Annotated in this window: 21 protein-coding genes, 2 tRNA genes and 1 pseudogene; 15 read left to right on the top strand and 9 right to left on the bottom strand. The window is 33.3% G+C overall.

The window, feature by feature from the left end:
- Positions 1-275 precede the first annotated feature (275 nt).
- The 4 genes and pseudogenes from Q0R51_RS05860 to Q0R51_RS05875 all read left to right on the top strand — a co-directional run bounded on the left by Q0R51_RS05860 (position 276) and on the right by Q0R51_RS05875 (position 5,172).
- Complete coding sequence (locus Q0R51_RS05860; protein WP_294757322.1) at positions 276-1,286, top strand: AraC family transcriptional regulator; 1,011 nt, start codon at positions 276-278, stop codon at positions 1,284-1,286.
- Positions 1,287-1,525: 239 nt separating this feature from the next.
- Positions 1,526-2,728 carry an MFS transporter gene (locus Q0R51_RS05865; RefSeq protein ID WP_294757324.1) on the top strand — a complete coding sequence of 401 codons (1,203 nt, stop codon included), beginning with the start codon at positions 1,526-1,528 and terminating at the stop codon, positions 2,726-2,728.
- Between the two features lies 1 nt (position 2,729).
- The gene (locus tag Q0R51_RS05870) at positions 2,730-3,698 is read left to right on the top strand and encodes an alpha/beta hydrolase (protein WP_294757326.1); all 969 of its coding nucleotides are present in this window, start codon (positions 2,730-2,732) and stop codon (positions 3,696-3,698) included.
- 1 nt (position 3,699) lies between these two features.
- Positions 3,700-5,172, top strand: a pseudogene (locus tag Q0R51_RS05875) (hypothetical protein).
- Between the two features lie 126 nt (positions 5,173-5,298).
- Here Q0R51_RS05875 and Q0R51_RS05880 read toward each other — a convergent pair.
- A complete protein-coding gene (locus Q0R51_RS05880) occupies positions 5,299-6,402 on the bottom strand; it encodes a helix-turn-helix domain-containing protein (protein ID WP_294757327.1) in 1,104 nt (367 codons plus the stop codon).
- Between the two features lie 105 nt (positions 6,403-6,507).
- Between Q0R51_RS05880 and Q0R51_RS05885 the strand changes: the two genes are divergently transcribed.
- From Q0R51_RS05885 to Q0R51_RS05905, 5 genes are all read left to right on the top strand, one after another.
- Entirely contained in the window at positions 6,508-8,901 is a 2,394-nt protein-coding gene (locus Q0R51_RS05885) for a DUF4982 domain-containing protein (protein ID WP_294757329.1), read from the top strand.
- Positions 8,902-8,920: 19 nt separating this feature from the next.
- Positions 8,921-10,120, top strand: coding sequence for an MFS transporter (locus Q0R51_RS05890; protein WP_294757331.1), 1,200 nt, complete (start codon positions 8,921-8,923; stop codon positions 10,118-10,120).
- 1 nt (position 10,121) lies between these two features.
- Entirely contained in the window at positions 10,122-11,084 is a 963-nt protein-coding gene (locus Q0R51_RS05895; RefSeq protein WP_294757333.1) for an alpha/beta hydrolase, read from the top strand.
- A gap of 1 nt (position 11,085) precedes the next feature.
- Positions 11,086-12,552, top strand: coding sequence for a GH39 family glycosyl hydrolase (locus Q0R51_RS05900; RefSeq protein WP_294757334.1), 1,467 nt, complete (start codon positions 11,086-11,088; stop codon positions 12,550-12,552).
- A gap of 283 nt (positions 12,553-12,835) precedes the next feature.
- On the top strand, positions 12,836-13,012 hold the full coding sequence (locus Q0R51_RS05905) for a hypothetical protein (RefSeq protein WP_294757336.1): 177 nt from the start codon (positions 12,836-12,838) through the stop codon (positions 13,010-13,012).
- 27 nt (positions 13,013-13,039) lie between these two features.
- Here the strand turns inward: Q0R51_RS05905 and Q0R51_RS05910 are convergent, their stop codons facing one another.
- Positions 13,040-14,050 carry a serine hydrolase gene (locus Q0R51_RS05910; RefSeq protein ID WP_294757338.1) on the bottom strand — a complete coding sequence of 337 codons (1,011 nt, stop codon included), beginning with the start codon at positions 14,048-14,050 and terminating at the stop codon, positions 13,040-13,042.
- Positions 14,051-14,247: 197 nt separating this feature from the next.
- Here Q0R51_RS05910 and Q0R51_RS05915 point away from each other — a divergent pair.
- The 3 genes from Q0R51_RS05915 (at position 14,248) to Q0R51_RS05925 (ending at position 15,133) form a co-directional block, all read left to right on the top strand.
- A tRNA-Glu gene (locus tag Q0R51_RS05915) sits at positions 14,248-14,319 on the top strand.
- Between the two features lie 8 nt (positions 14,320-14,327).
- Positions 14,328-14,399, top strand: a tRNA-Gln gene (locus tag Q0R51_RS05920).
- A 350-nt stretch (positions 14,400-14,749) separates the two neighbouring features.
- Positions 14,750-15,133 (top strand): hypothetical protein, encoded by a 384-nt coding sequence (locus tag Q0R51_RS05925; protein ID WP_294757340.1) that lies wholly within the window; start codon positions 14,750-14,752, stop codon positions 15,131-15,133.
- A 1,042-nt stretch (positions 15,134-16,175) separates the two neighbouring features.
- Here Q0R51_RS05925 and Q0R51_RS05930 read toward each other — a convergent pair.
- Positions 16,176-16,991: a hypothetical protein gene (locus Q0R51_RS05930; protein WP_294757341.1), complete on the bottom strand. Its 816-nt coding sequence runs from the start codon at positions 16,989-16,991 to the stop codon at positions 16,176-16,178.
- Positions 16,992-17,939: 948 nt separating this feature from the next.
- On the opposite strand from Q0R51_RS05930, the gene Q0R51_RS05935 reads away from it, so the two are divergent.
- Positions 17,940-18,089 carry a hypothetical protein gene (locus Q0R51_RS05935; RefSeq protein WP_294757343.1) on the top strand — a complete coding sequence of 50 codons (150 nt, stop codon included), beginning with the start codon at positions 17,940-17,942 and terminating at the stop codon, positions 18,087-18,089.
- Positions 18,090-18,162: 73 nt separating this feature from the next.
- Here the strand turns inward: Q0R51_RS05935 and Q0R51_RS05940 are convergent, their stop codons facing one another.
- The 6 genes from Q0R51_RS05940 to Q0R51_RS05965 form a co-directional block, all read right to left on the bottom strand.
- Positions 18,163-18,951, bottom strand: a complete 789-nt coding sequence (locus Q0R51_RS05940; protein ID WP_294757345.1) for a hypothetical protein — start codon at positions 18,949-18,951, stop codon at positions 18,163-18,165.
- Positions 18,952-19,082: 131 nt separating this feature from the next.
- Positions 19,083-19,388, bottom strand: coding sequence for a hypothetical protein (locus tag Q0R51_RS05945; protein WP_294757347.1), 306 nt, complete (start codon positions 19,386-19,388; stop codon positions 19,083-19,085).
- Positions 19,389-19,768: 380 nt separating this feature from the next.
- A complete protein-coding gene (locus Q0R51_RS05950; RefSeq protein ID WP_294757349.1) occupies positions 19,769-21,208 on the bottom strand; it encodes a phage/plasmid primase, P4 family in 1,440 nt (479 codons plus the stop codon).
- A 244-nt stretch (positions 21,209-21,452) separates the two neighbouring features.
- Positions 21,453-21,719 (bottom strand): DNA-binding protein, encoded by a 267-nt coding sequence (locus tag Q0R51_RS05955; protein ID WP_294757350.1) that lies wholly within the window; start codon positions 21,717-21,719, stop codon positions 21,453-21,455.
- A gap of 3 nt (positions 21,720-21,722) precedes the next feature.
- Positions 21,723-21,974: a hypothetical protein gene (locus Q0R51_RS05960; protein ID WP_294757352.1), complete on the bottom strand. Its 252-nt coding sequence runs from the start codon at positions 21,972-21,974 to the stop codon at positions 21,723-21,725.
- Between the two features lie 12 nt (positions 21,975-21,986).
- The gene (locus Q0R51_RS05965) at positions 21,987-22,166 is read right to left on the bottom strand and encodes a helix-turn-helix domain-containing protein (protein WP_294757354.1); all 180 of its coding nucleotides are present in this window, start codon (positions 22,164-22,166) and stop codon (positions 21,987-21,989) included.
- 150 nt (positions 22,167-22,316) lie between these two features.
- Between Q0R51_RS05965 and Q0R51_RS05970 the strand changes: the two genes are divergently transcribed.
- Both Q0R51_RS05970 and Q0R51_RS05975 read left to right on the top strand, forming a co-directional pair.
- Positions 22,317-23,012: a DNA-binding transcriptional regulator gene (locus Q0R51_RS05970; RefSeq protein WP_294757355.1), complete on the top strand. Its 696-nt coding sequence runs from the start codon at positions 22,317-22,319 to the stop codon at positions 23,010-23,012.
- Between the two features lie 117 nt (positions 23,013-23,129).
- Positions 23,130-24,281 carry a site-specific integrase gene (locus tag Q0R51_RS05975; RefSeq protein WP_294757356.1) on the top strand — a complete coding sequence of 384 codons (1,152 nt, stop codon included), beginning with the start codon at positions 23,130-23,132 and terminating at the stop codon, positions 24,279-24,281.
- The last annotated feature ends 367 nt before the right edge of the window (positions 24,282-24,648 follow it).

The following is a 24,648-nucleotide window of genomic DNA, read 5'->3' on the forward strand; positions in this document are numbered from 1 at the left end:
ACAAAGAAAAGTTGTCCTATTTTAGCAGAAAGTGGCATATTTGCCACTTTGTTTTTGACAAAATCAATTTCTGCGCTTGATAAGTTATAAGGCTTTTTTGTTAGATCTGTCATTATTTTCCTCCATGTGCTATAAATATATTGATTCGAAAACAAGTTTATTGTAGCTTAATGTTAGCGCTATCGCTATTGTCAAAAGTCATGTGTAGTATGTCGATTTCACAGATTTTATTTATCATTCTTAAAAATATTTAGATTCTACGAGGAGAAAATAAATTGAAAGAAGAAATTCTGCAGCTACTTCGAAGTAGAAATATGCCCAGAGAATGGGAAGATGTTATAGCAACGATTGCCAAAAACGGTAATCTTACCAAAGAGATAGGAAGGATAGGTAAAGAGCCAGTATATCGTTTTTTTGAAACTTATACAGACGACCTAGTTTTGAACAATAGTTCAATTTCAATTACGGTTCAACCGACAAAATCATTTATTCCTTACCACATTCATAATTATGTAGAAATTATGATTCCACTGGTAGAAGACTGTTTCGTTTACGTGGAGCGAACAAAGATTAAAGTTAAACAAAATAATCTTATTTTTATGGGGAATAAAACTGTTCATAAAGTTAGTCCAATCAGCTCAAAAGGAGTAGTTGTCAATATTGCTTTACGCAGTTCCGCCTTTTCACTTAATGACCTTGATTTTTTGCATCACAAAAAAAACGGCACCAATATTTCTAATATTTTATTCTCACTGCTTTCTGATGAAGAATATGGTGAAGGGCGGTATAATCTCTTTGACGTAAAAGCCAACCCTAAAATTATCGCCCTAATTTATGACATTATTTACGAATATTATCATCCTGACATTCAGTCTAATCAACTGATCAGACTTGAGATGCTGACTCTGTTTTCGCGTTTAATCCGCCAAGCAAATTATTCTGGAATGACAGTGAAAGAGATTCGGAAGCAAAAAAACAACTTACTTTCCTTGTTGCTATATATTGAAAAAAATTACGAAAAAATTACTTTGCAGGAAATGGCCAATTATTTTGGCTTTAATCCGAACTATTTGTCCGACTTTTTAAAAAAGCATACAGGTAAAACCTTTATCCAGCTTGTTCATTTGCAGAGAGTTAATGTAGCAGCAGAGTATTTATCATATACAGTTGCGCCTATTGATAGAATTGCTAATAAAGTGGGATATGAGAATCCATCTTATTTTTATAAAATCTTCAAAAAATATTTTGGGGTTTCACCAGCTGAATACCGTCATAAAAATAGTTAGCAAATTTTTACAAAAAGGTAGAATTTATAATTACTAGTCAAAGTGATTTTAAAATTAAACTGAAAATCCGCTAAAATAGCTTTTTTAATAGGGCTGTTTTGTCGGATTTTTTTGGTTTTTTTTAAAAAACTGGGAAATGAATATAATTTCTCTGTTTTTTGACTATGGTTATCGCAAAAATTCACTAATATACTTTAATTGAAAAATGAAAGCGAATCCATAGATAGAAGGAGAAGAAAATGACTAAAAAACAAATTTCAAAAGCAATAGGTATTTTGAGTATGAATTTGCTCTTAATGCTGGGTACTGCCGTTACTTCGGCAATTGCGGCAATAGCAAAGTCCTTTCCTAGAGAACCAGTTTCTAAAGTCCAGTTGCTAGGTTCTATACCGCATTTGGGACAGATTATTGCAAGTATAATTTTTACTTACCTAACTTTTAAATTAACTAGAAAGAACATCGGATTGCTTGCAATAGCCTTTGTTGGAATTGGAGGACTTATTCCAGCAATTTATAATAGCAACCTAAATCTAATTTTAGCTTGTATGGTCTTAGTTGGCTTTGGTACAGGAACTATTACTAACGTTGTCCCCGTTTTATTACAAGAAAATTTTGAAGGAGAAGCTCGTGCCACCACTATGGGCTGGGCTACCGGTGTTACTAATGTTGGTATGATGATATTTACTGCTCTAGGAGGTATTTTAGGCGGAGCAAATTGGCGAAATCTTTTTTGGATATATTCTCTAGCTTTAATTATTTTTATTTTAGCTTATGTACTTATTCCACGAGATGTCAAGTTAACTGGTAATTCAAAAAATAATAAAAAGAGCGAAAAAACAAATTTCTGGGTTTTAATGAAACATTTAAATGGCTATGTTTATGCTATATATCTTATCAACTTTATGCTGTCTTTGGCCATGATGACCTTTCTGTCTAATCAATCAATAGTTTTATCTAGTCAAGGAAAGGGAACATCCTATGTTGCAATGGTTACAGCCATAGGTAATGTAGGAGGAATTATAACCGCTGCATTTTTGAAGTACATAAGAAAATTTACTAAAAATGATTCGATAGCATATGGATTTATCGCATTTGCTTTATCATTTATTTGTATTGCTTTTTTCAAAAATATAATTATTCATATTATTGGTAATGCATTTTCCGGAATGGGAATTGTTTTAGTTAATGCGACAGCACCTTATGAAATGTCTATTTTAACTACTAAAAAAGAATTTCCATTAGCAGTTTCCACTAATACTATATTAGGATCGATTGCTGGAATGATCGTCCCTTTGATTTTGGCAGCATTAAAAATAAAGCCTGGATTTAATTCTTTTATGGCAGGAATAATAATTTCAGTATTTACAGCTTTAACTTTATTCGTCACTAGATTTGGCACCCGGGTTGAAAAACAACAAATTAAAGAAAATGGAGGAAATTAAGATGAAAGTTGAAAAAATCTATTTAGATAAAGAAAGCGAATCTGCAACGCTTACAACGTATGTTTTGGATGATTCACCAGAAATGTTAAAAGGGAAAAACAGGCCTGCAATTATAATTTGTCCTGGAGGTGGCTATTTTAGTTGCTCTGATCGTGAAGCTGAACCCGTAGCTTTATATTTTGCCTCTATTGGCTATCATGCTTTTGTTTTAAAGTATACAACATATAATAATGGACCATTAGAAATGCCTGATTTATCCCGGCCTCTGCCTAAAAAAGAGATATCAATATATCCCAGACAAATTAGAGAACTTGGTCAGGCTATGTTGTTAATTAGAAAAAATGCTTCAAAGTGGCACGTTGATACTGAAAGAATTGGTGTATGCGGTTTTTCAGCTGGCGGACATGTTGCTGGACTTTATTCGACTCAATTTAATGAGCCGGTTTTAACAGATTATTTAGGTGTAAGTAAAAATGATTTACGGCCAGCTTTTGCCATCCTTGGTTATGCCATCACTGATTATCATCTTTTAGATGCCGATCTTGAAAGGAAAAAGAATAATCCTATGGACTATCACTTTATGAAGGCTTCAAATGTTGCTACCTGTGGTACAGAAGTTCCAGATAAAGAGCTTGAGACCAAACTTAGCCCAGTTGATCATATTGATATTGAAACACCACCATTTTTCATTTGGACTACTGCCACCGATCCACTTGTTACACCGCTTCATTCATTAAAATTAGCTACAGTTTTAGCTGAAAATAATATTTCGTATGAAATTCATATTTTTGACCAAGGTAGTCATGGCTTAAGTCTTGCTTCACAAGCTGCTGCTAGTTCCAAGTCTCAAATTTCTTCTGTTGTTAGTCAATGGACCAATTTATGTGCTAGGTGGCTTGAAAGAAATTTTGGTCTTAAATTGCCAGAACTAGATGATTTTGAAAAGATGAAAATGGAAGGAAAAAATTAGAATGCTAGATTTTAAAGTAAATTCAAGTATAAAAACCCCGTTTCCACACTATTGGGAAATGTGTGTTGGCAGCAGTCATGCTTATACTGCTTTGAGAGCTGACTATCAAGAGCAATTAACAAAAGTACATAATGAACTGGGAATAAAATATGTTCGTTTTCATGGTTTGTTCGACGATTAAATGAGTGTCTGTATTGAAAACTTTGATTTTACGGGCAAATCACAAGGCATCACCTATAATTTTGTTAATATTGATAAAATATATGATTTCTTACTAAAAATAGGAATGAAGCCATTTGTAGAACTAAGCTTTATGCCAACTTGTTTAGCTTCAAAACAGAATCAAATCTTTCCTTATGGTGGCAATAATTCCATGCCTAAATCTGATGAAGCGTGGGAGAATCTAATTGCTAAATTTATCAAGCATATTATTAACCGCTATGGTAAGGATGAGGTTGAATCATGGTACTTTGAAGTTTGGAATGAGCCAAATTTGCCGCGATTTTTCTCTGGAACACAGGAGGATTATTTTCACCTGTATGAGATAACAGTAAGAACTGCTAAGAAAATTGATCAGAAATTACGTTTTGGTGGACCTGCCACATCTTATAATTCTTGGATTCCAGACATGGTAAACTTTTGCCAACAAAATAATTTGCCTTTAGATTTTATTTCAACACATCATTATCCTACTGACGATCCTTTGTGGGAAAGCGGCATGGATATTGAAGAATTTTTCAAGAAAACTAAAGGAAAACAAACTGACTATCACCGTGGCATTCTCAAAGAAATGACTAGTAAAACTAGGAAAGAAGCAGCTGAATACCCATTGTTTTATACTGAATGGAACGTTTCAGCTATGCTAGGTGATGCTATTCATGATGAACCATATGCAGCAGCAATGGTTGCCAAAACTTTGGCAGATAATGACGGTTTGGTGGATTGTTATTCATACTGGACTTTCTCAGACATTTTTGAAGAGCAGTCGCAAAAACCCGGAATATTTCATGGTGGCTTTGGTCTGCAAACAGTTGAGGGAATAGAAAAACCAGTTTTTCGCTTATTTGAATTTTTTCATAACCTTGGTAATCAGCGAATTAAAGTTGAAGATAACAATAATAGTACTGCTGAAGTTTTGGCTGTTCAAAATGGCAATGACTTACAAATAGTGGCCTACAACCATAACGTTCCCAGTGGCAAAATTAAAACAGAACAATTGGCTATTAATCTGGACCACGAGTTTAATGGAAACTGTGAAATTAAAAGAATTGATGAAAATCATGCTAACCCTAAGAGATTGTGGCAGGAGATGGGAGAACCAACTTATGTTGACAAAGAGCAAGTAACAAAATTGCGTTCTGCTTCTCAACTTGTCTCAGAACAATTGGCAATAGAAAAGGGTAAGATAAATTTGGAGTTAAGACCGCAATCATGTGCGCTGATCACTATTTCAAATTATTTTGGTCAAGAGTAGACTAGCATGAAAATTAAATACTTGAAATAACTTAAAACCAACTTTGAACTTTATGTCGAGGTTGGTTTTTGTATCATAAATTAATTGCGAAAAACTTGATTACAACTTGAGTATCACATATTAAAACTATTCAGATTTTTTGCGATATGCGCTGGGTGTGAGGTGGAGTATAGTTTGAAAACTTCTTTCAAAGCTGTTGACTGAACTGTAGCCAACTTGTTCGCTGATGCTATTGATACTGTCATCCGTATATTTCAGTAAATTGCAGCTTTTTTGTATGCGGTAGTAGTTGCGTAAATAGTTAAAAGAATGTCCTGTCTTTTTAGAAATCAACTTTCCCAAATACGCTTTATCATAATTATATTGCCGAGCCAAATCTTTTAACTTAACAGTATCACAGTTAACTTTAATAGTATTAATGATTTTGGCAAATCTATTGGTCAGATTATTATCGTAAGTTTTAAAATTATTTGACTCGCTTAAACCGCGTAGAGCATAGGATAATAAAATAGAAATATAGTCACAACAAATCGCGTTTGATTGTGGTAAGGAAGAATAGGATTCAATGAATATATTTTTGATTATTCCTAAAATTTTCTCTGTGATTTGAACGTTAAATGTTAAATAGTTTTCGGTAGAACTATAGAGACATTTGTTAAAAAAATCAGCCAGTATGTTATCAGCTTTTATTAAGTTAAAAAAAGAATTATCAAAAGTACTTTTCTTCATCACAATACAGATAACGATACTACTCTCAATGACTTCTATTTTATGAGAAGTACCAGGTGAAATTATTACTAGGTCACCTTTGTGTAAGGTAGAGACTGAATTATCGGTAAAAAACTTAGTTTCTCCGTCTAATACTAAGTCTATTTCAAAATAGTCGTGTTTATGATAATGAACTAATTCATTTTGAAACTGCAGTAAAATTTTGGCATCTTTTTCTTCAAACATGAAATAAGACTCTGACACGTTTTTATATAGCTGTTGGGGTTTTTGGATAATGGCTGTTACGTCAACATGTAAATTTTGCAAACATTGATAGAGTGAAAAAATATCATGAGACTTGTTTAAAGAATTTGGAGTTTTAGGCAATTCATACGAATAATTACTTTTTTGATATAAATGCAAAATTGCATCCAGTAAAGAAATTTTTTGATGTCTTTTAAAAAAACAAAATGACAAGTACTTTTGAATTGCCTTGTAAGACATATAAATTCGACGATTCATTTTTTCTCCTAACACTAATTTTGTTAAATTTAGCACTAAAAAGTATATCTGGTTAGTCTATGAAAGCGCTTATAATTACATTGAAAAGTAAAAATGGAGGCAAATATGAACGAATCTATTTCTTTAAATTATAACTGGAAATTTCACTTTGGTGAAATCCAAAAGCCAAAATTATTAGCAAAAAAATCTTATGCTTTTGGTGGGTTAACCGCTCCGCTTGAAAATGAAACTGGCAATATTTTGCCTGTTGGTCCAGGCGGTGTCCATTTCCTAAATTTAATATCTAATGGTGATGTCAATAAGGGCTTACAAAATTTAGCAGGTACAGATTTTGTTCAGTCTCTAGATAAAAATTGGCAATCAATAAACATACCTGATGATTGGAAGAGACGTGAGGCGTATCGAAATGATTCAAATACATTGATGACAGGCTCTAAGCTTGACGGAATAGCCTATTACCGCAAAACTTTTAAACTTTCAACAGCTTCACCGGAAGATAAGGAGTATCTGTTACATTTTGATGGCATTATGGGGTCAAGTGACATTTGGTTTAATGGTTGTTATTTGGGACACAATGACAGTGGCTATGTAGATATAGACTATGACATTTCGTCAATAATTAGATTCGCTAGCGATGGGAACAATGTTATTCTTGTGCGCACCGATACAACAACTGGCTCAGAAGGGTGGTGGTATGAAGGAGCCGGAATTTATAAGAATGTTTGGCTTGAAGTCAGAGATTTAGTCCATTTAGAAAGCGATGAGTTCTACTTTAGGACAACGAAAATAAATGCTCAAAATGCCAAAATGTTGGTCAGCTTTGCTGTCAAAAATGATTTGAATCACCCTGTTTCTGTCACGCCAAAACTCACAATTAATCAAACGAATCAAGTTGATTTTGCGGCTGTGACGATACAGTCTCAGTCGGTTAGACGGTTTAATAAATCATTTGAGATAAAAGAACCAAAATTATGGTCGCCTGAGCATCCTAATTTATACCAAGCAAGATTGGAAATTGAAAATGATTCGGTAGAACAAACTTTTGGTATTAAAACAGTCAGCTATGATGTTAATGGTTTTCATTTAAATGGCAAGCTTTATCTGTTGAAGGGTGTATGTGAGCATCAGGATTTTGGTGGAGTTGGCGTTGCTTTGAACCAAGATATTATTGATTTTAAAGTCAAAAGGCTAAAGGAAATGGGCGTTAATGCACTTAGAAGTTCACACCACTTTGCTTCAAAAGAGCTATTAAACGCTTGTGATCGTTTGGGATTGATTTTAATTGATGAAAACCGTCTTTTAGAGGCTACACCGTGGCGATTAAGAAATTTGACTAAAATGGTAAAGAAAAGTCGGTCCCATGTGTGTATCGCATTTTGGTCAATTGCCAATGAAGAGATTATCGGCAATACAGAATATGGTTGTCGTTCAGTAAAAAAGATTACAGAAATTATCCGTAATTTATCTCCTGATGCATTATTAATTTCTGCTGAATTGTTAAATCCTGAAGGTAAAGTAAATGACGATTATATCAAGTACTTTGATATTCTGGGAGTCAATTATCCTGAAGCAGGAGTAATGGGTGAAGGAGCAGAATTCATTCATAAAAGTCATCCGACCCTACCAATGATGTGCACAGAAAATGCATCATATTTTTCAACACGTGGTATTTACAAAGATGACGCTGAAAACTGTCATACTAATAATTTTGGCTCTTTATTTTCAATGGTTTTACCAGGGAAAAGGAAGCCGGGAGATCCGGGAGTAGGAGGGACTGCACGCCCTGAAACTGTGATGTCTTACCTACATGAACATAAATATATGGGTGGTGTATTTTTATGGACTGCTTTTGATTATTATGGTGAACCATCACCATTTGGCTGGCCTGGTATTAGTTCTCAGTTTGGGATTATGGATTTAGGTGGCTTGCCTAAGGACTATTTCTACTATTATCAGGCTCAGTGGCAAGATCAGCCGGTACTTCATCTCATGCCTTCTTGGAATAAAACTGATTTAACAATTGAAAATGGTCAAACTAAGGTCAGAGTCTTTTCAAACTTGGATGAAGTGGAATTATTTATCAATCATAAAAGTTTAGGCAAAAAAGCAGTTAAAAACTATGAATGTAATTGGCAGGTTAAATATGAACCAGGAGAACTTTTAGCTAAAGGATACGTGAAAGATAAAGTTGTGCTAGAAGATAAAAAGGAAACCAGTGGCAAAATTATTAAAGTAAATACTGCTATTTTGTACCAGGGCAAAAACTGTACTTTATTTGAGTTAAAGGCAATTGATGGCCAAAATAACTTTGTGCCTGATGATAATAGTTCGTTGCAAATTAAAGCAAATAATGGTCAGATTATCGGATTGACTAATGGCGATCCTTCTGATATCAGCAAATATTCTTTAAGTAAAATTAAGCTTTTTTCTGGTAAAGCAGTTGTAATTGTAAAACACGAAGAAAGTGTTTTGCCTAAACTTAATGTGGATTTTGACTAAGAAACTAAGGTGACTTTTTATGACTAAAAAACAAATTTCGAAGGCAATAGGTATTTTGAGTATGAATTTGCTCTTGATGTTGGGAACTGCCGTTACTTCGGCGATTGCGGCAATAGCACGATCCTTTCCTAAAGAACCAATTTCTAAAGTCCAATTGCTAGGTTCTATACCGCAACTTGGCCAAATTATCTCTACAATATTTTTTGCTTATTTAACCTTTAAAATGACTAGGAAGAATTTGGGCTTAATGGCGATTTTATTTGTGGCAATTGGTGGTCTAATACCGGCAATCTACAGTAACAGTCTTAACTTGATTTTAGCCTGCATGGTATTGGTCGGCTTTGGTACTGGCACCATCACCAATGTAGTACCGGTTTTATTGCAAGAAAACTTTGAAGGTGAAGCTCGCGCCGCTACCATGGGTTGGGCTACCGGTGTTACTAACATTGGTATGATGATTTTTACCGCCTTGGGTGGCATTTTGGGTAATAGCAACTGGCGCAATCTATTTTGGATCTATGGTCTGGGTTTAGTAGTTTTTGCTTTAGCGCTAGTGTTGATTCCACAGGACCAAAAACTCTCGAATGATAATAAAAACAATAAGGGCAGTAAAAAACTTGGCTTTTGGACTTTATTAAAAAACTTTAACGGCTATGTTTACGTGTTGTATTTGATTAATTTTATGCTTTCACTGGCAATGATGACTTTTTTATCTAATCAGTCTATTGTTTTGGCAACTCAAAACAAGGGAACTGCTTATGTCGCAATGGTGACAGCGTTAGGTAATATTGGTGGTATCTTAACGGCCGCATTTTTGACTTATATTAGGAAATTTACCAAAAATGATACGATTGCCTGGGGTTTTATTGCATTTGCACTGTCTTTCATCTGCATTGTGTTCTCATCTAACGTTGTTTTGCACATCATTGGCAACGCCTTTTCAGGTATGGGCATCGTGTTAGTAAACGCCACAGCCCCTTATGAAATGTCAATTTTAACTGATCAAAAGCAATTTCCGTTAGCAGTTTCAATCAATACCTTACTTGGCTCAGTAGCTGGCATGATCGTGCCAATGTTACTAGCAGCCGTAAAGATTGCACCGGGCCACGATTCATTTATGGCTGGCATAGCTGTCTCAGTTGTAACTGCAGGTGTCTTGTTTATTACCAGATTCGGTAGCCGAGTAGAAAAACAAAATAATAAAAAAGGAAAAGATTAAAATGAAAATAAAAAGAATATTTTTAGGTAAAGAAAATGAATCTGCATCGCTGACAACGTATGTTTTGGATGATTCTCCAGAAATGTTAAAAGGGAAAAACAGGCCTGCAATTATAATATGTCCTGGTGGAGGCTTTTTCACTTGCTCGGATCGCGAAGCTGAACCAATTGCCATGTATTTTGCCTCACTTGGTTATCACTCTTTTGTTTTAAGATATACTACATACTTCTCAGATACATTAGAAATGTCAGACTTGTTAAAGACTTTGCCCAAGAAGGAAAATACGATTTATCCGAAACAGATAAGAGAACTTGGTCAAGCCATGTTGTTGATTAGAAAAAATGCTTCAAAATGGCACGTTGATACTGAAAGAATTGGAGTATGTGGCTTTTCAGCTGGTGGACATGTTGCCGCTCTTTATTCCACAGAATTTAATGAGCCGGTTGTAACAGATTATTTAGGCGTAGATAAAAATGATTTACGTCCAGCTTTTGCCATTTTAGGTTATGCCATCACTGATTATCATCTTTTAGATGCCGATCTTGAAAAGAGGAAAAATAATCCTATGGACTACCACTTTATGACAGCTTCAAACATTGTTACATGTGGTACAGAAGTTCCAGATAGAGAGCTTGAAACCAAACTTAGCCCAGTTGATCATGTTGATAGTGATACACCGCCATTTTTCATATGGGCAACTGCAACTGACCCTTTAGTTAATCCGCTTCACTCATTGGAACTGGCTTCTATTTTAGCCCAAAATAATATTTCGTATGAAATTCATATTTTTGACCAAGGTACTCATGGTCTAAGCTTGGCTTCACAAGCTGCTGCTGGTTCTAAAGCTCAAATTTCTCCCGTTGTTAATCAATGGACCAATTTATGTGCCAAGTGGTTAGAAAATAATTTTGCTCTTAAACTGCCTGCAGTCAGTGATTTTGAAAAAATGAAAGGAAAAAATTAGAATGTTAGATTTTAAAATAAATTCAAGTAAAAAAACACCGTTTCCACACTATTGGGAAATGTGTGTTGGTAGTAGTCATGCTTATACTGCTTTGAGAGCAGATTATCAAGAACAATTAACAAAAGTACACCAGGATATGGGTATCAAATTTGTCCGTTTTCATGGCTTATTTGACGATGAGATGAGTGTTTGCATTGAAAACTTTGATTTTACGGGAAAATCACAAGGCATCACCTATAATTTTGTTAATATCGATAAAATATATGATTTTTTACTAAAAATAGGAATGAAACCTTTTGTAGAATTAAGCTTTATGCCAAGTTGTTTAGCTTCACAAAAAAATCAAATCTTTCCTTATGGCGGCAATAATTCCATGCCTAAATCCGATAAGGCCTGGGAAGAACTAATTTCTAAATTCATAGAACATATTCTTGAGCGCTATGGTAAGGATGAGGTTGAATCATGGTACTTTGAAGTTTGGAATGAGCCAAATTTATCGCGCTTTTTCTCAGGTACCAAAGAAGATTACTTCCACTTGTATGAAATAACAGTAAGAACTGCTAAGAAGATTGATGAAAAGCTCCGCTTTGGTGGTCCAGCTACATCTTACAATTCCTGGATACCAGATATGATAGACTTTTGTCAGAAAAATAATTTACCGCTGGACTTTATTTCAACACATCATTATCCAACAGATGATCCTTTGTGGGAAAGCGGCATGGATATTGACGAATTCTTTAAAAAGACAAATGGAGTTCCGCAAGATTACCCTCGAGGAATACTCAAAGTTATGACTTCAAAGACAAGGGAAGAAGCTCAAAACTACCCACTATTTTATACAGAATGGAGCGTTTCAGCGATGGTTGGCGATTCCGCTCATGATACTCCTTATGGGGCAGCAATGGTCGCCAAAACATTGGCTGACAATGATGGACTAGTTGAAGGCTATGATTATTGGGCATTCTCAGACATTTTTGAAGAAGAATCCCAAAAGCCAGGTGTATTTCACGGCGGCTTTGGTCTGCAAACAGTTGATGGTATAGAAAAACCTGTTTATAGATTATTTGAAATATTCCACAATCTCGGTGATCAAAGAATAAAAGTTGAAGATAATAATAATGCTACTGCAGAAATTTTAGCTGTTCAAAAAGGTAAAGATTTGCAAATCGTCGCATATAATCATAATGTACCTAAAGAGCCGATAAAAACAGAACAACTGGCAATAAATCTAGATAAAACAATTAATGGTACCTGTGAAATTAACAGAATTGATGAAAACCATGCAAATCCAAAGAAATTGTGGCAGGCGATGGGGAAACCAACCTATGTTAATAAGGAGCAAGTTAAAGAATTGCGTGCTGCTTCACAGTTAAAAGCGGAAAGTTTAAAAATACAAGATGGTAAGATTAACTTGGAAATAATGCCACAATCGTGTGCATTTATTACAGTTTCTAATTATTTTGAATAACAAATAAAAGGACTTTAGAATAGTGATTTTAAAGTCTTTTTTGATAGTTGAAAAAGCAATTAAATTACATAACTCACAAAAATGATCGAAAGGCTTTTTATCAAAAATTTTTTTGAAAAAGATTCACTAATGCTTACGAATGTAAACATTTTGAATTAATAACAAAAATGGCAAATAATAATGAAACTTAAGCTTTCATGTGATTAAATAACTCAAAATAACCCCACCTTTTTTACTTTAAAAACGGTATAATTCTAAGTGAATTGAAGGGAGTTTTTTACAAATGATGTGTGATAACTTATTTTTTAAAATCTTGTGGGTGATTGTATACGCTATTACTGCTTACTTTACTTTTACAGGCAATATGATGATGGGAATGTACTGGATGGCTGGCGGGATGCTTGCTCAAGCGGTAGTAGATCTAGTCTATCATTTTTGGCCTAATCGTAAAAAGTGTTAAAAACAGCTTCTTATAGAAGCTGCTTTTTTATTGGTCGTTTTCTTTTAAAAAGCTTTGAATGATTCTTTCTCTCATTGTTAAGAAGACTTGATTATGGCCAGTAGGGTGTATGCGATTGGTCAAAAGAATTAATCCAGATCTTTTTACTCTATCAAGAAGCAACAGAACTCCTGTAAATCCCGTATGAAGAATTAGGGGATAGTGAAGCTGAGGATCAAAACGCAGGTCCCAACCCCATGAACGAGGCTTTAAGTCAGCAGGATTTTTATTTTCGAATAGCTTTGCGACAAGTTCTTGGCTGAAGGGCAGGATGTGCTTATCCAGGCCCAAATATCCTTTACTTAACTTAACCAAATCGTTCATAGAAGAGAACAGACCGGCTGAGCCACAATCACTTCCTAATTGGCGTGCTTTTGGATCATGAGGAATTCCTTGTAAAACTCTTCCTTGATAAACTGCAGTGGGAACACATAAGTCTTTTTCAGGTCTAAAAGTCGTATTTTTGAGTCCAGCGGGCTCGATTATTATTTTTTGACCAACTTCTTGAACTGGTTTACCCAATATTTTTTTGATTACTAAACCTAAAAGGATAAAATTGGTATCTGCGTAACGCATTTTATGTTCAAATTCTTCTGTTACAGGCAAATGGATGATAGCATCGATTAACTCGTCGCGAGATAATTGATCCCGATTTTTAATCCAGCCCCTTATTCCACTAGTGTGAGTTAGCAAATGAAAAAGACGTACGCGCTCATCTTTAAATTCAGGAATAAAGTCATGCAGTGGTTCAGTAAAATTGAGCTGTCCATCTTGATATAATTTAAGCAAAATATTTTCAGTGATAATCACTTTGGTCAGACTGGCTAAATCATAAATGGCAAACGGACTCAGTTGCGTCACCTTGGGGTAAGTACTTGCAAAGCCAACGGTTGAAGTAAAAACTTGTTCATTTTTTATAAAAGCATAATTCACGCCCGGTACAATACGTTCCGTAACCATTGATTCGATTAAGTTCTGGGTGTTTGAGTAGTCAATCATAAAAATTATCCTTTAGTAAAAGTATCTGACTCTATTATATACAATTCTCACATTAATTTTGAAAAATGTGGCTACTGACAGTCAACTGAAAACGATGATGCGTTTGTCAAAAGAATAGTTCGATAATTTTTACCGCTAAAGCGTGAAAACTACTTGACATTACGTGTATCTTCAAGCATAATAATTACTGTTGATTTTGCCCGCTGGTCAAATGGTTAAGACGCCACCCTCTCAAGGTGGAGTTACGAGTTCAATTCTCGTGCGGGTGATTTAACACTGGGATATAGCCAAATGGTAAGGCACAGGTTTCTGGTTCCTGCATGTTTCGGTTCGAGCCCGGATATCCCAATAATTACATTTTTGCCTTTATATCAGGTGGTTTAAACACTGGTATAAAGGCATTTTTGTTTTTTCAAATTTTCTGAAACTAGCTCAAAATGGGCTAAAAAACTTCATATTAGACTTCATATTTTAAGGCAGACGTGCAAGTGGGCTAATCTTAAATATTTAGCTAAATTGGTATAGTTGGTTAATGGGAAACGTTAATTTTTAAGTGATTTAAAGGGATACCAAGTAAATTGAAAGTTCTTTAAGAAATGTTAAATTAAAGAGTAGTACTAGTAAAAAAGACTTCATATTTTGGATAGAACTGCAAACTGTAGTTAAAAATAAAGTGTTAACCAAAAAGAGGAACATAAAATGGAGTATAAAGAAGACGTGAGAACTTTTCTTAAACGTGATTTAGGCGTATTTGCAGCTCGTTCAGGGCAACATAAAGCTGATTTAGTAAAAGGTCCCGTAGATAGATTTAAAGGCGTTAAAACAAACAATAGAATTGATTATGCTAAGAATATTACCACATGTACTTTTAAAGCAATTAAGGCTTGTTCAGAAAAATCAAGAAAAATCTTAACTGGAGTGTATATATTTGATAAACCTAATCGTGTAGTAATGAGGGATGTTGGTTACAAACAATCATGCTATTATGATTTAAAGCACATAGCAATTGATGAGTTTATGGAGAATTTTGCTAAAATCCAAAAGGAAATGAATCTAAACCCGTCATTTAAGTTAATAAAATAAGCTGCAGTACCATTCTACATACTACAGCTTTTTATTTAGACTGAAAAGTTCGATTTTGGAAAAGTGTTCAGGTTTTTTCAAGTTTTAATCTAATATTAGGTGACTATTTCAACTAGGCTAAAAGAATTAATCCTAGCAAATACTAACATTTACTAGGGTATTTATTTGATGAAAAACTGGCAAAAGAGCTGATATATAAGCTATTCTGCCATTGCACACTTTTTTGAAAACTGCACACTTTTTTATGCGTTATTCAAAGGGGAGAACGAAATGGACACCCCTTTTTTTAATCAATAGGAAAAACCAAAGTTGGATTGTCCCAGTGCTTTTACACTAGTTATTACAATTGAAATAGAATGTAGGTTGTTCAACTTATTTTGTACCCCAAACCAAATGTGGATCGGGCATAAAAAAGAATAAATATTAGTAGTGATAATTTGCTACAACTTCTGAATAAAAAAGCAAACATTTTCCAACATTTTTACTGTATACTAATTCATCATAAATACTGATGTATAAGCCTTTTTATAATAAAAATGTGTGCACACATTGCACACAAAAATTTTATCATTGAAACATTCATAATTTTTTATTTTAATGGAAACTTTGTCTACCTAAGGTCTATTAGTATGAAGGAGCTAACAGCAAACTTTGAATAAGGTTAGCATTTATTAGCATAAAAAGCGACCGTGATTTATGATTGAATTCTTAGCTACTTACTAAATATGTTTAAGTGCTAATAAAACAAGTTAGTGTTCAATGATAGGTCGTAGTGTAAAATTGCGCTTTGACTATGAAGTTCAAGAATGGAGTGGGAAGCCTTAGGATGACCTTAGGAAAGATGTTCAGGTTCCCAACTATTATAGACAACTATGGAGAGTTTTAGTTTTCTCCTAAATCGTTTTGAATGATTGAAAACAGAAGATTACAAGTGTAGTTGTAACTATGATTGATTATAGGAATTAATACTAGCATTTACTAGGGCATTTATTTAAAAAAGCAGGTAAAAGCGTTGATATATAGCGCATCTTACCACTGCACACTACTTGATTGCTTTGGTAAATAGCAATATCCCTAAAATTAGTATTATTGCTAGGACACCTATTGCAAGCCAATTAAACCATTTTTTATCCTTATCTTTTGTGCTATCTGTTATTCCTTTGATTTTTGAAATCCAATAAAATAGCAATTCAATAATTCCCCACATAATTAAGCCAAATATTGCAGCAAGAATTAGAGTTTGACCCAATGAAACTGGTGTACTACCAATATTTTTAAATAAATCAGTAAGTAGATTCATTCCACCGAAGATGGCAAATGTTATAGCTGTGAAGATACCTAGAATTGCTACAAATTCCGAATAGATATTATCTATTTTCGTAGTGGTTTTATTTAGACTATCTTTTTGTTTATTAATTATTTCTTTTTGGCTTTCAATTATTTTCTTTTGAGCGTCAATATTTTCAGATAGTGAAGACTGTTCATTCTCTAATTTTTCATATTTTTTAAATAGCTCTACTTTTTTCGTATCAAGATAATTAATCATATCTTCAGCGTTAGAAGAATGTGATATAGTACAGCAGATTAATAAAGTATAATACAGTTCTTGATAATTATTTTTAAGTAAAATCATTTTTTGTTTAAAATCATCTTTTGAATTATCAGAATAAAAATATGTCATCAAATTAATGGACCAAAACATATTACTAGTTTCTACGCTGTACATAAGTGGAAGATGACTTGTTAAAACATTATAGTTATCTTTTATAAAATCAGAAAGCTCTTTTTGATTATCAGTATTATCATATAAATACGTGAAAAATTTTCTAATAATTGTTTCGTTTTCGTCATTGTTCATTTATAATCACCTCAAAAATAATTATACAGTAGCCAATGTAATATTTTGATAGATATTTAATAAGGTAGCTATCATAACCAGTTCAAAAAAGGGTGGTTGATTATAGGTATATATAAAACAAATCGTTTGAAACGATTTTTAAATGGGTCTGAGCCACTTAGAGCATCCCTGGAAATATATTTAGTGGCATAATGAAACCAAACGAGAAAGTGTTCCTATATAAAGAAGTAGGGTGGTGAGTGTTGTGATAAACCATGTTTCTGGTTTGGTATCGCTGCATCCCAATCATTAGCCACGATCTTTGAATAAAAAGCAAGCATTTTCCAGCATTTAGGGTGCAAAGAAAACAGCTGTAAAGACCATTGTATAAGGATTCTTATAAATAAAAAGATGTGCAAAAGTGCACCCCAAAAAATTTGAGCCCATCTTTATTTTTACCTCTTAATTTTAATTATGTCACAATTGGTCACAATTAGGGTGCAAAGATAATAGCTACAAAGACTGTTGTATAAGGATTAATGCAATTAAAAGATGTGCGCGAAGTGCACCCAAAAAATTTCATTGAGGGTGCACTCACGGTATTTATTATTGCAAGGGATGCTGTCTAATATTCCCTATATACCAGATTTTTAAGCTTTATTCCTGTCTTAGTACGCTGATATGAATTATAGAAAAGGTTAGCTTTTGTTAGCATAACCACTTGTCTATAAAATCTCTAAGGACTTAGTTGTTTTCTCTAAATAAAGTTTCGCTTTTTCCCATAATTATTAAGCCCCTTTGATGCACTTTTAGGCACTTTGGATGCCGTTAAATTAACCTTTGACGTAGTAGGCCCCCCTTTCAAAAAAATTCAAAAAATGGTCTGTCACGCAAGCAAGCACCACTTGTTGCGGCTCCTCGCCTAACGGTAGTGGGGGCGGGGGTCAATTATTATCAGGGTAGAGAACGGTGGTACACGGATCACTGCTAATCCAAGGGATGCATGTCGTGGTAACTATCAGCAATAACTCGGATAATTATAGAAATAAAGAAACCACCGACCTTGTCAATTGTCCAAAGATTAAGTACAGCAACCGTGAATGGTCATACACTATTTGATTTAAATATCAATATAAATCATAGACAATAAGCAATCAGCTATTTATAAAATAGAGCAAACAAAAAGACACTTCTATGTCTTTTTTATTGACTTTTTTGTGTCTTTGTTGTTTAGACTTTCGAATGGTATGTATACACGACTACATCCTTCATGACTAATCATTTCTTCTATCGGAGTTTCTTTGATATCAACCTGCTCTGCACATAGACTATCTTTAATAACCGCCTTTTCAGTCCATCTTTGACAATACTCTCTACCATCCATTGACGTAAAATACAAATAAATTTTTTTAGGGTAATTAGAATAAGTATTTGGTTTACTCATTATACTATGAGGTAGTATGATAGCTTGCTCATTTGCTCCTACACAGGTTCTAAGATTACAATAGTCTGTTTGTGTTACTTCACCAGTTCCTTTAGTTTGATATTCAACTTTCAATGCTACGTTATTAGCTACGGCCTGACTTACATTTTTTAATTTATATGCAAAAACATCTACTTTAAAATATGTATAGTCTCGAGTAGGTTTTTCAAAAACTTTGTCAATGTCTATTGATGACGTATCTTTATCTGTTAGCCATAAATGATCTTGTCTATTTTTTAACTGTGTTTGTTCTACTATCGAAAAGAAAGGTCTATTAGCTAATATTTTTTCTTTTTCTTCTTTATTTCTTTGCACATGCATTTGCCAAAGAGCGACTATAATTGCTCCCAATGATCCAATACCACTTACCCAGTCAGCGGTACTACCGAAGTTTTTTTTAGGTAATAAATAAACTATTGTTGCACCAAGAAAAGATGATAAAACAGTTATCAAAGAAAACCATATGTATTCTTTATATTTTTTAAACCAATTTTTCATTATATTCACCTAATAAAAATAATACAAAAAACTAGCTAAAAAAGCTAGTCTATTATAAGAGAATATATTGAGATTAATATAATTGAATACTATATATTAATGTTAACATTTGTTAGCATAAACAGCTGTAATTAGTCATTTACTAGTTGCTTGACCTCACGTTTAATTTGATTACCTTTTATGGTATAGATGTAAAATGTCTTAGTTGAAAAGGAACCACAGAATAGTGTAGGTGTACCATCATGTTCAACGGCTATTCTCGACCAACTTAGCTTATTGTTCATTTCATCAAAATAATCGCTATGTTTTGCCTTATTTAAAATTAATGTCATGCAATTACAGAAGTGGATGGCTGCTTGCTTACCAGACTTTCTTTCAATCTGCATAACAAAATCTAATTTATCGAAGTTGTTTAGACTTTCAAGTGAGTAATACATATAATTTAATTCCTTTACTTAATACATGTGATACGGTACAAAGGCATGGCACAAATAACTGATTCAACAAATCCTTTGTATATCAACTTTTTGGCAGATGTGGTACATTTGGTACAAATCGGGAAATACCCCTCAAACTTACAGCCTGTATGCTTGGCACAAAATGTACACTTTTTTTGAGCTTGATAGAGATTGTATATAGGGGTATGTAGTCCAATATATATATTATTTTATTTATTTTAAAAAAGAGTGTACCACTAGTACCTTACTTACTCTCTCAACGAGTTAGGCATGTTTTTTTATCTGAACCTAGAAAGTTCCATTTGCACCGTGGTTACTCTCATAAGGGTTTATTGAAAGTCTGTGGTTTGTACCTGTCTTTAATTTAAGCTGATACCTTTATAAAAATACCGCCTTTTTCGTTTTTCTCCATCAATACGCTTGTTTTCAACACTTCTAAAAATTCCTTTGTTCTCAAGCTCTTTCTTGAATTTTGTTTTGCTAACTGGTTTGAAATTATATTTAATACACCAAACTTTATAGGCACCGTATAAATCATTTTCATCAACTTCGTCCGTTGGAGCTAAGGTACAATCTTCATTAATAAATTGCTTTATGGGGTCGTTATCTTCTATCCAATTGTTTCTCTGTGCAATAATTGACTCAGTTTGTTTGATTTCTTTTCTTTTCATTGCATCCTTGGCTAAGACCATACATTTGTAAACAAACTCGCCACGTTCTTTTTTAACTTTTTTCATATTTATAGTCTGTTCAAAGTTGTTTATTTTAAAGAACTTAATTACATTAATTCGGCGTAAGAATGCATTGGTTGTATTGCTAAAACTAGGCAAGTCATTAGATGCAAATAGCAATTTAGCATAATTAAATAATGTAATACCTGGCCTATTTTTAACTGGTGCAGTTATTGAACTGCCACCGGTTAACTTCTGTAAAACAGTAGTATCAGGGATGTACGCGTTTGATATATCGTCATATTCATTTAGATACTTATTGTATAATTCTGAATGACTAAAATTATTAGGACGCTTGTCTGCTAAATCAATTAAAGAAACAAAAGAAGTATTTTCATTGCCTACAAGGGTGGTAAGGTGGTTCATAAAGGTGGTTTTACCGTCACCACCTGGGCTTAACAGGATAACAAATAATTGAATTGGTTCATAACTGGGATAGAATATGTAACCTATGAATTCCATCAATGATTGCATGTTTTCACCTACTGAAAGTGCCAACCATTTCTCTGTTTCTAACCAACTATTTTTATTTTTCCAACTATTTATAACGGCTTGTGCGTTCGGATATTTATTAGTAACCACCAGGTCATAATCAACACATGAAGTAAAATAGTACTTAGGCGAATGCTCTTGCAATTTGAAATCATCCCAATTCCAAACACCATTTTTGAAGTTGAAATAATTACCTTGTTTTTTGCCAAACGTATCTTTCCATTTAACACGCTGAATGCTGTCACAAACAAAATGAAAAGCATCCCTAGCCACTCGATCAGTCCACACGTTATATCTGTTTAAAAGCTCTGTAATAACGCTCTTAATGCTTTTAATGTTTCTAAGCTCCCAGTATCCTTTTACTTTGTTATACTCGTAAAAATCGTCTTTATTGCCGTTCTCAACGATAATGCAATTATGTACTTCAAGAATAGTATTGCCTAGCTCAGAGATATTGACTTTAGATTTGCCATCTTTATCAATTATTATCCAACAAACAGTTTTGTTGATTAATTGTTCATATTTTTCCTTTAACTTAGGGTCTATGGTAATTGCTCGTGGTTTATTATCAGACAAATTTGAAACCTCTCTTTCTAGAATACTGTATTAATAATCGACACAAGCTGTTATAATTTTCAGACTTTTAAGTGAGCTATTTATATCTTTCAGACTTTGGTTTATTTCATTTAAACATTTGATTAATTCTTCGTTGTCTTGACTCATAATTTATTTCCTTTTCAGTTAAACATCTAAGATTAATTCACTTGCACGTTTCTAGATGTTATAATTATCTAAATAACGTTTTCTTTTTCGTGGTTGTCTAAGAAACGGTTTTTTCTTTGCTCTGAATCCATTTAGTGATGGATTGCTTACCATATAGTTTGCGACCATCAATGATAGCCACTGGCATCCCCAGAGAGGCCCAATAAGTTATAGTAGATGGAGCTACACCAAAGTACTTTGCAATCTCTACACGGTTTAAATATGGCTGTTGAGGGGATGCTGCTTTTTTAAGACTGTCTTTAATCAGACCACAAACATAGTTTTGCAGGTCTGTTTTTTGTTCTTGGTCTAATTTAAATTCCATGATTTATTCCTCTCGGCAATAAGTTAGCATGTATGAATCATTTACTAAGTCGCTGTAACGCTTAGTAAAACTCTTAATTACATTTGTTAAAGCAGATATTTCGTTTAACTGATTTAGTGTTAAGTCGCTAGGACTTTCTATTTCAGTTATTTTGTCTGAAAGAATAGTCAGACAATTAAAAATATCCAGACTTTCTGTTGCCATTTGAATAAACTTATTGTCGAATTCACTAGTTACTTTGATCTTTCTTTCCATAGCTTTTTCTCCTTAATCATTAATTACTTTTTGATGTTCTTTCATGAATTCATCAATTGCAGATTTGCTAATCTTTTTAGTTTTTCCAACTTGAATAATTGGTAATCCTTCACTAAATAAATTTCGTAATCCCTGATAAGAATTAATACCTAAATAGCTCATAGCTTCCTTATAAGTGAAATATTCAATCATTAAATTTCCTCCTTATTTCTGTTACGTATATTTGTAATGGCTATAGCAAAATTATATATTACAAATATTTGTAAGTCAATACAGCATTGCAAATATTTGTAATATGAATTATTCTATAGATTATAGAAATTAGTTTTGAGGTGAGGGAATATGACTAATAGAATTAGAGAGTTTAGGAATAAAAATGGATTGTCACAAAGTCAATTTGTACATGAATTTAACGAATTTCTAAATAATAAAAAATTAAAATCAATAACTATCCCAACATTTTCAAGATGGGAGAATTCAATAAACAGTCCAACTGAAACAATGTGGAAATATTTATCGAACGTAATGAAAGTACCAACTTTAATGCTTAAGGGTGCCTATAGCCAAAAAGAAATTCTAGAAGTCTTAAAAAATAGTTATATCTCTGAATCTAAGAAAAGTTCTTTAAGTTATAGTGAAAAAATCTCCGAAGTTTCATTCAACGTGGATTTGATATGCATAGCACAGGGCTTATTGCCATATGATGAACCAAGATTTAATCTATTATCCGAGAAAGAAATTAATAATATTGATTTTTGGAATGAAAACTTCTCGTTTATCTTTAATAGTATTGCGGTTAAATGGTTAATTACTAAACCTTTAGATGCTACTAAAGAGGATATAGTAGATGCTCTCAGGGATGCGCTTGCTACTAAATTACTTAAGTTAGAGAGAGACGATAAGGATCAAAAAGATAGTAAACAATGGATAGAACCACCAAAAGAGCTTTTACAAAAAAGGCAGGATTTTATCAATGAACATATTTTTATAGATGAAGATGAAGAACCATTTATAGATTTTAGTAAAACTAATTACTAATTTCATTAAGTAACTTAGTTGTGAAATGATATTGCGTAAATATAATAATCACATGTTAAATATTTAAGATTAGTTCACTTGCACGCCTTCTAATGTTTAGAAGGGAATTAATTAAACATGGATAATGAAATTAAAGAGTACACCACACCTAGTGGTCAATGTAGATACGGATTTAATATTTATGTAGGTAAAAATGATACGACCGGTCATACGATTCAAATAAAAAAACAAGGCTTTAAGACCAGGGATGCAGCAGAAAAGTCATACTATGAATACAAAATAAAAGTCCTTAATGGTGAATATGAACCACTTACCAAAAGGCGCTACACCATGAAGGACTTGTTTAAATTATGGTCTAAGACCTATGAAACTACGGTTAAGGAAAGTACGTATGCTACCGCACTTAGAATTTTCGATAATCATATTCTTAAGGACTTAGGTAATATTTATATAGATAAGCTTACCATTTTCCAGTGTCAAAGTGCTGTAAATAAATGGTTTGAAGTGTCTCATAAAACTTACAAGCGGTATATACGTTATGCATCTCGCATGCTAGACTATGCTGTTGATCTTGAATTAATTGATAAGAACCCAATGAAAAAAGTTGTAAGACCAAAGTATATTGAGCAACCCAAAGAATTTGATAATTTTTATTCTAAGGAAGAATTAAAACAATTTCTATGCTGTGCTAAGAAAAGAAATTTTATGTATTATGTATTCTTTAGATTATTAGCCTATTCAGGGATGCGTAAAGGCGAGGCATTGGCTTTAAAATGGGATAGGATAGATTTTATGCATAGTAAAATAAAAGTTGATAAATCGGTAAGCAAGGGCATTAATAATAGACTTTATATCTCTACACCAAAAACACGTGGTAGTGTAAGAACCATTCAAATGGACAGGCAGACTATGTGTATGTTGAAAGAGTGGAGAACACGCCAACAAAAAGAAATGCTGAAACTGGGGTATAATTTTATTAGTACAAATAACTTGGTTTTTCCGACTTGGCAAAATAAGCCTAATCAACCAACGCAGCCTACACAATGGAATAATAGCATCTGTGAGCATGGCCATCTTAGACATATTACAGTTCATGGATTTAGGCATACTCATGCATCCTTGCTATTTGATTCTGGTGCATCAATGAAAGATGTACAAAAAAGGCTTGGGCATTCATCCATGAAAACCACAATGGATATTTACACTCATGTAACCAAACAAAGCGAACAGGTAACCGTGACAGAATTTGAAAGGTATATGGAAGGTTAAAATCAACTTCATATCAGACTTCATATTCCGAGCAACCTGTTTAAAATACTGATATAAAAGGCATAACGGGTCTAATATTTCGAGCCCGGATATCCCAATAATTACATTTTTGCCTTTATATCAGGTGGTTTAAACACTGGTATAAAGGCATTTTTGTTTTTTCAAATTTTCTGAAACTAGCTCAAAATGGGCTAAAAACTTCATATTAGACCTCATATTTTGAATAAAACTGAGAACCATATATAAAAAATAATGTGTTAACTAAATAGAGAGACTTAAAATAGAATATAGAGAAGATGTAAAAAGCTGATCTTATAAGAGGAACTAAAGACAGATTTAAAGGCATTAAAACAAATAATAGAATTGA

Source organism: uncultured Lactobacillus sp. (assembly GCF_946477725.1).
GTDB lineage: Bacteria > Bacillota > Bacilli > Lactobacillales > Lactobacillaceae > Lactobacillus.

Excerpts from the sequence above, each read along its gene's own strand:
- Q0R51_RS05865 (WP_294757324.1), top strand. The coding sequence starts at position 1,526 with ATGACTAAAAAACAAATTTCAAAAGCAATAGGTATTTTGAGTATGAAT.
- Q0R51_RS05870 (WP_294757326.1), top strand. The coding sequence starts at position 2,730 with ATGAAAGTTGAAAAAATCTATTTAGATAAAGAAAGCGAATCTGCAACG.
- Q0R51_RS05880 (WP_294757327.1), bottom strand. The coding sequence starts at position 6,402 with ATGAATCGTCGAATTTATATGTCTTACAAGGCAATTCAAAAGTACTTG.
- Q0R51_RS05885 (WP_294757329.1), top strand. The coding sequence starts at position 6,508 with ATGAACGAATCTATTTCTTTAAATTATAACTGGAAATTTCACTTTGGT.
- Q0R51_RS05890 (WP_294757331.1), top strand. The coding sequence starts at position 8,921 with ATGACTAAAAAACAAATTTCGAAGGCAATAGGTATTTTGAGTATGAAT.
- Q0R51_RS05895 (WP_294757333.1), top strand. The coding sequence starts at position 10,122 with ATGAAAATAAAAAGAATATTTTTAGGTAAAGAAAATGAATCTGCATCG.
- Q0R51_RS05900 (WP_294757334.1), top strand. The coding sequence starts at position 11,086 with ATGTTAGATTTTAAAATAAATTCAAGTAAAAAAACACCGTTTCCACAC.
- Q0R51_RS05905 (WP_294757336.1), top strand. The coding sequence starts at position 12,836 with ATGATGTGTGATAACTTATTTTTTAAAATCTTGTGGGTGATTGTATAC.
- Q0R51_RS05910 (WP_294757338.1), bottom strand. The coding sequence starts at position 14,050 with ATGATTGACTACTCAAACACCCAGAACTTAATCGAATCAATGGTTACG.
- Q0R51_RS05925 (WP_294757340.1), top strand. The coding sequence starts at position 14,750 with ATGGAGTATAAAGAAGACGTGAGAACTTTTCTTAAACGTGATTTAGGC.
- Q0R51_RS05930 (WP_294757341.1), bottom strand. The coding sequence starts at position 16,991 with ATGAACAATGACGAAAACGAAACAATTATTAGAAAATTTTTCACGTAT.
- Q0R51_RS05940 (WP_294757345.1), bottom strand. The coding sequence starts at position 18,951 with ATGAAAAATTGGTTTAAAAAATATAAAGAATACATATGGTTTTCTTTG.
- Q0R51_RS05945 (WP_294757347.1), bottom strand. The coding sequence starts at position 19,388 with ATGTATTACTCACTTGAAAGTCTAAACAACTTCGATAAATTAGATTTT.
- Q0R51_RS05955 (WP_294757350.1), bottom strand. The coding sequence starts at position 21,719 with ATGGAATTTAAATTAGACCAAGAACAAAAAACAGACCTGCAAAACTAT.
- Q0R51_RS05960 (WP_294757352.1), bottom strand. The coding sequence starts at position 21,974 with ATGGAAAGAAAGATCAAAGTAACTAGTGAATTCGACAATAAGTTTATT.
- Q0R51_RS05965 (WP_294757354.1), bottom strand. The coding sequence starts at position 22,166 with ATGATTGAATATTTCACTTATAAGGAAGCTATGAGCTATTTAGGTATT.
- Q0R51_RS05970 (WP_294757355.1), top strand. The coding sequence starts at position 22,317 with ATGACTAATAGAATTAGAGAGTTTAGGAATAAAAATGGATTGTCACAA.
- Q0R51_RS05975 (WP_294757356.1), top strand. The coding sequence starts at position 23,130 with ATGGATAATGAAATTAAAGAGTACACCACACCTAGTGGTCAATGTAGA.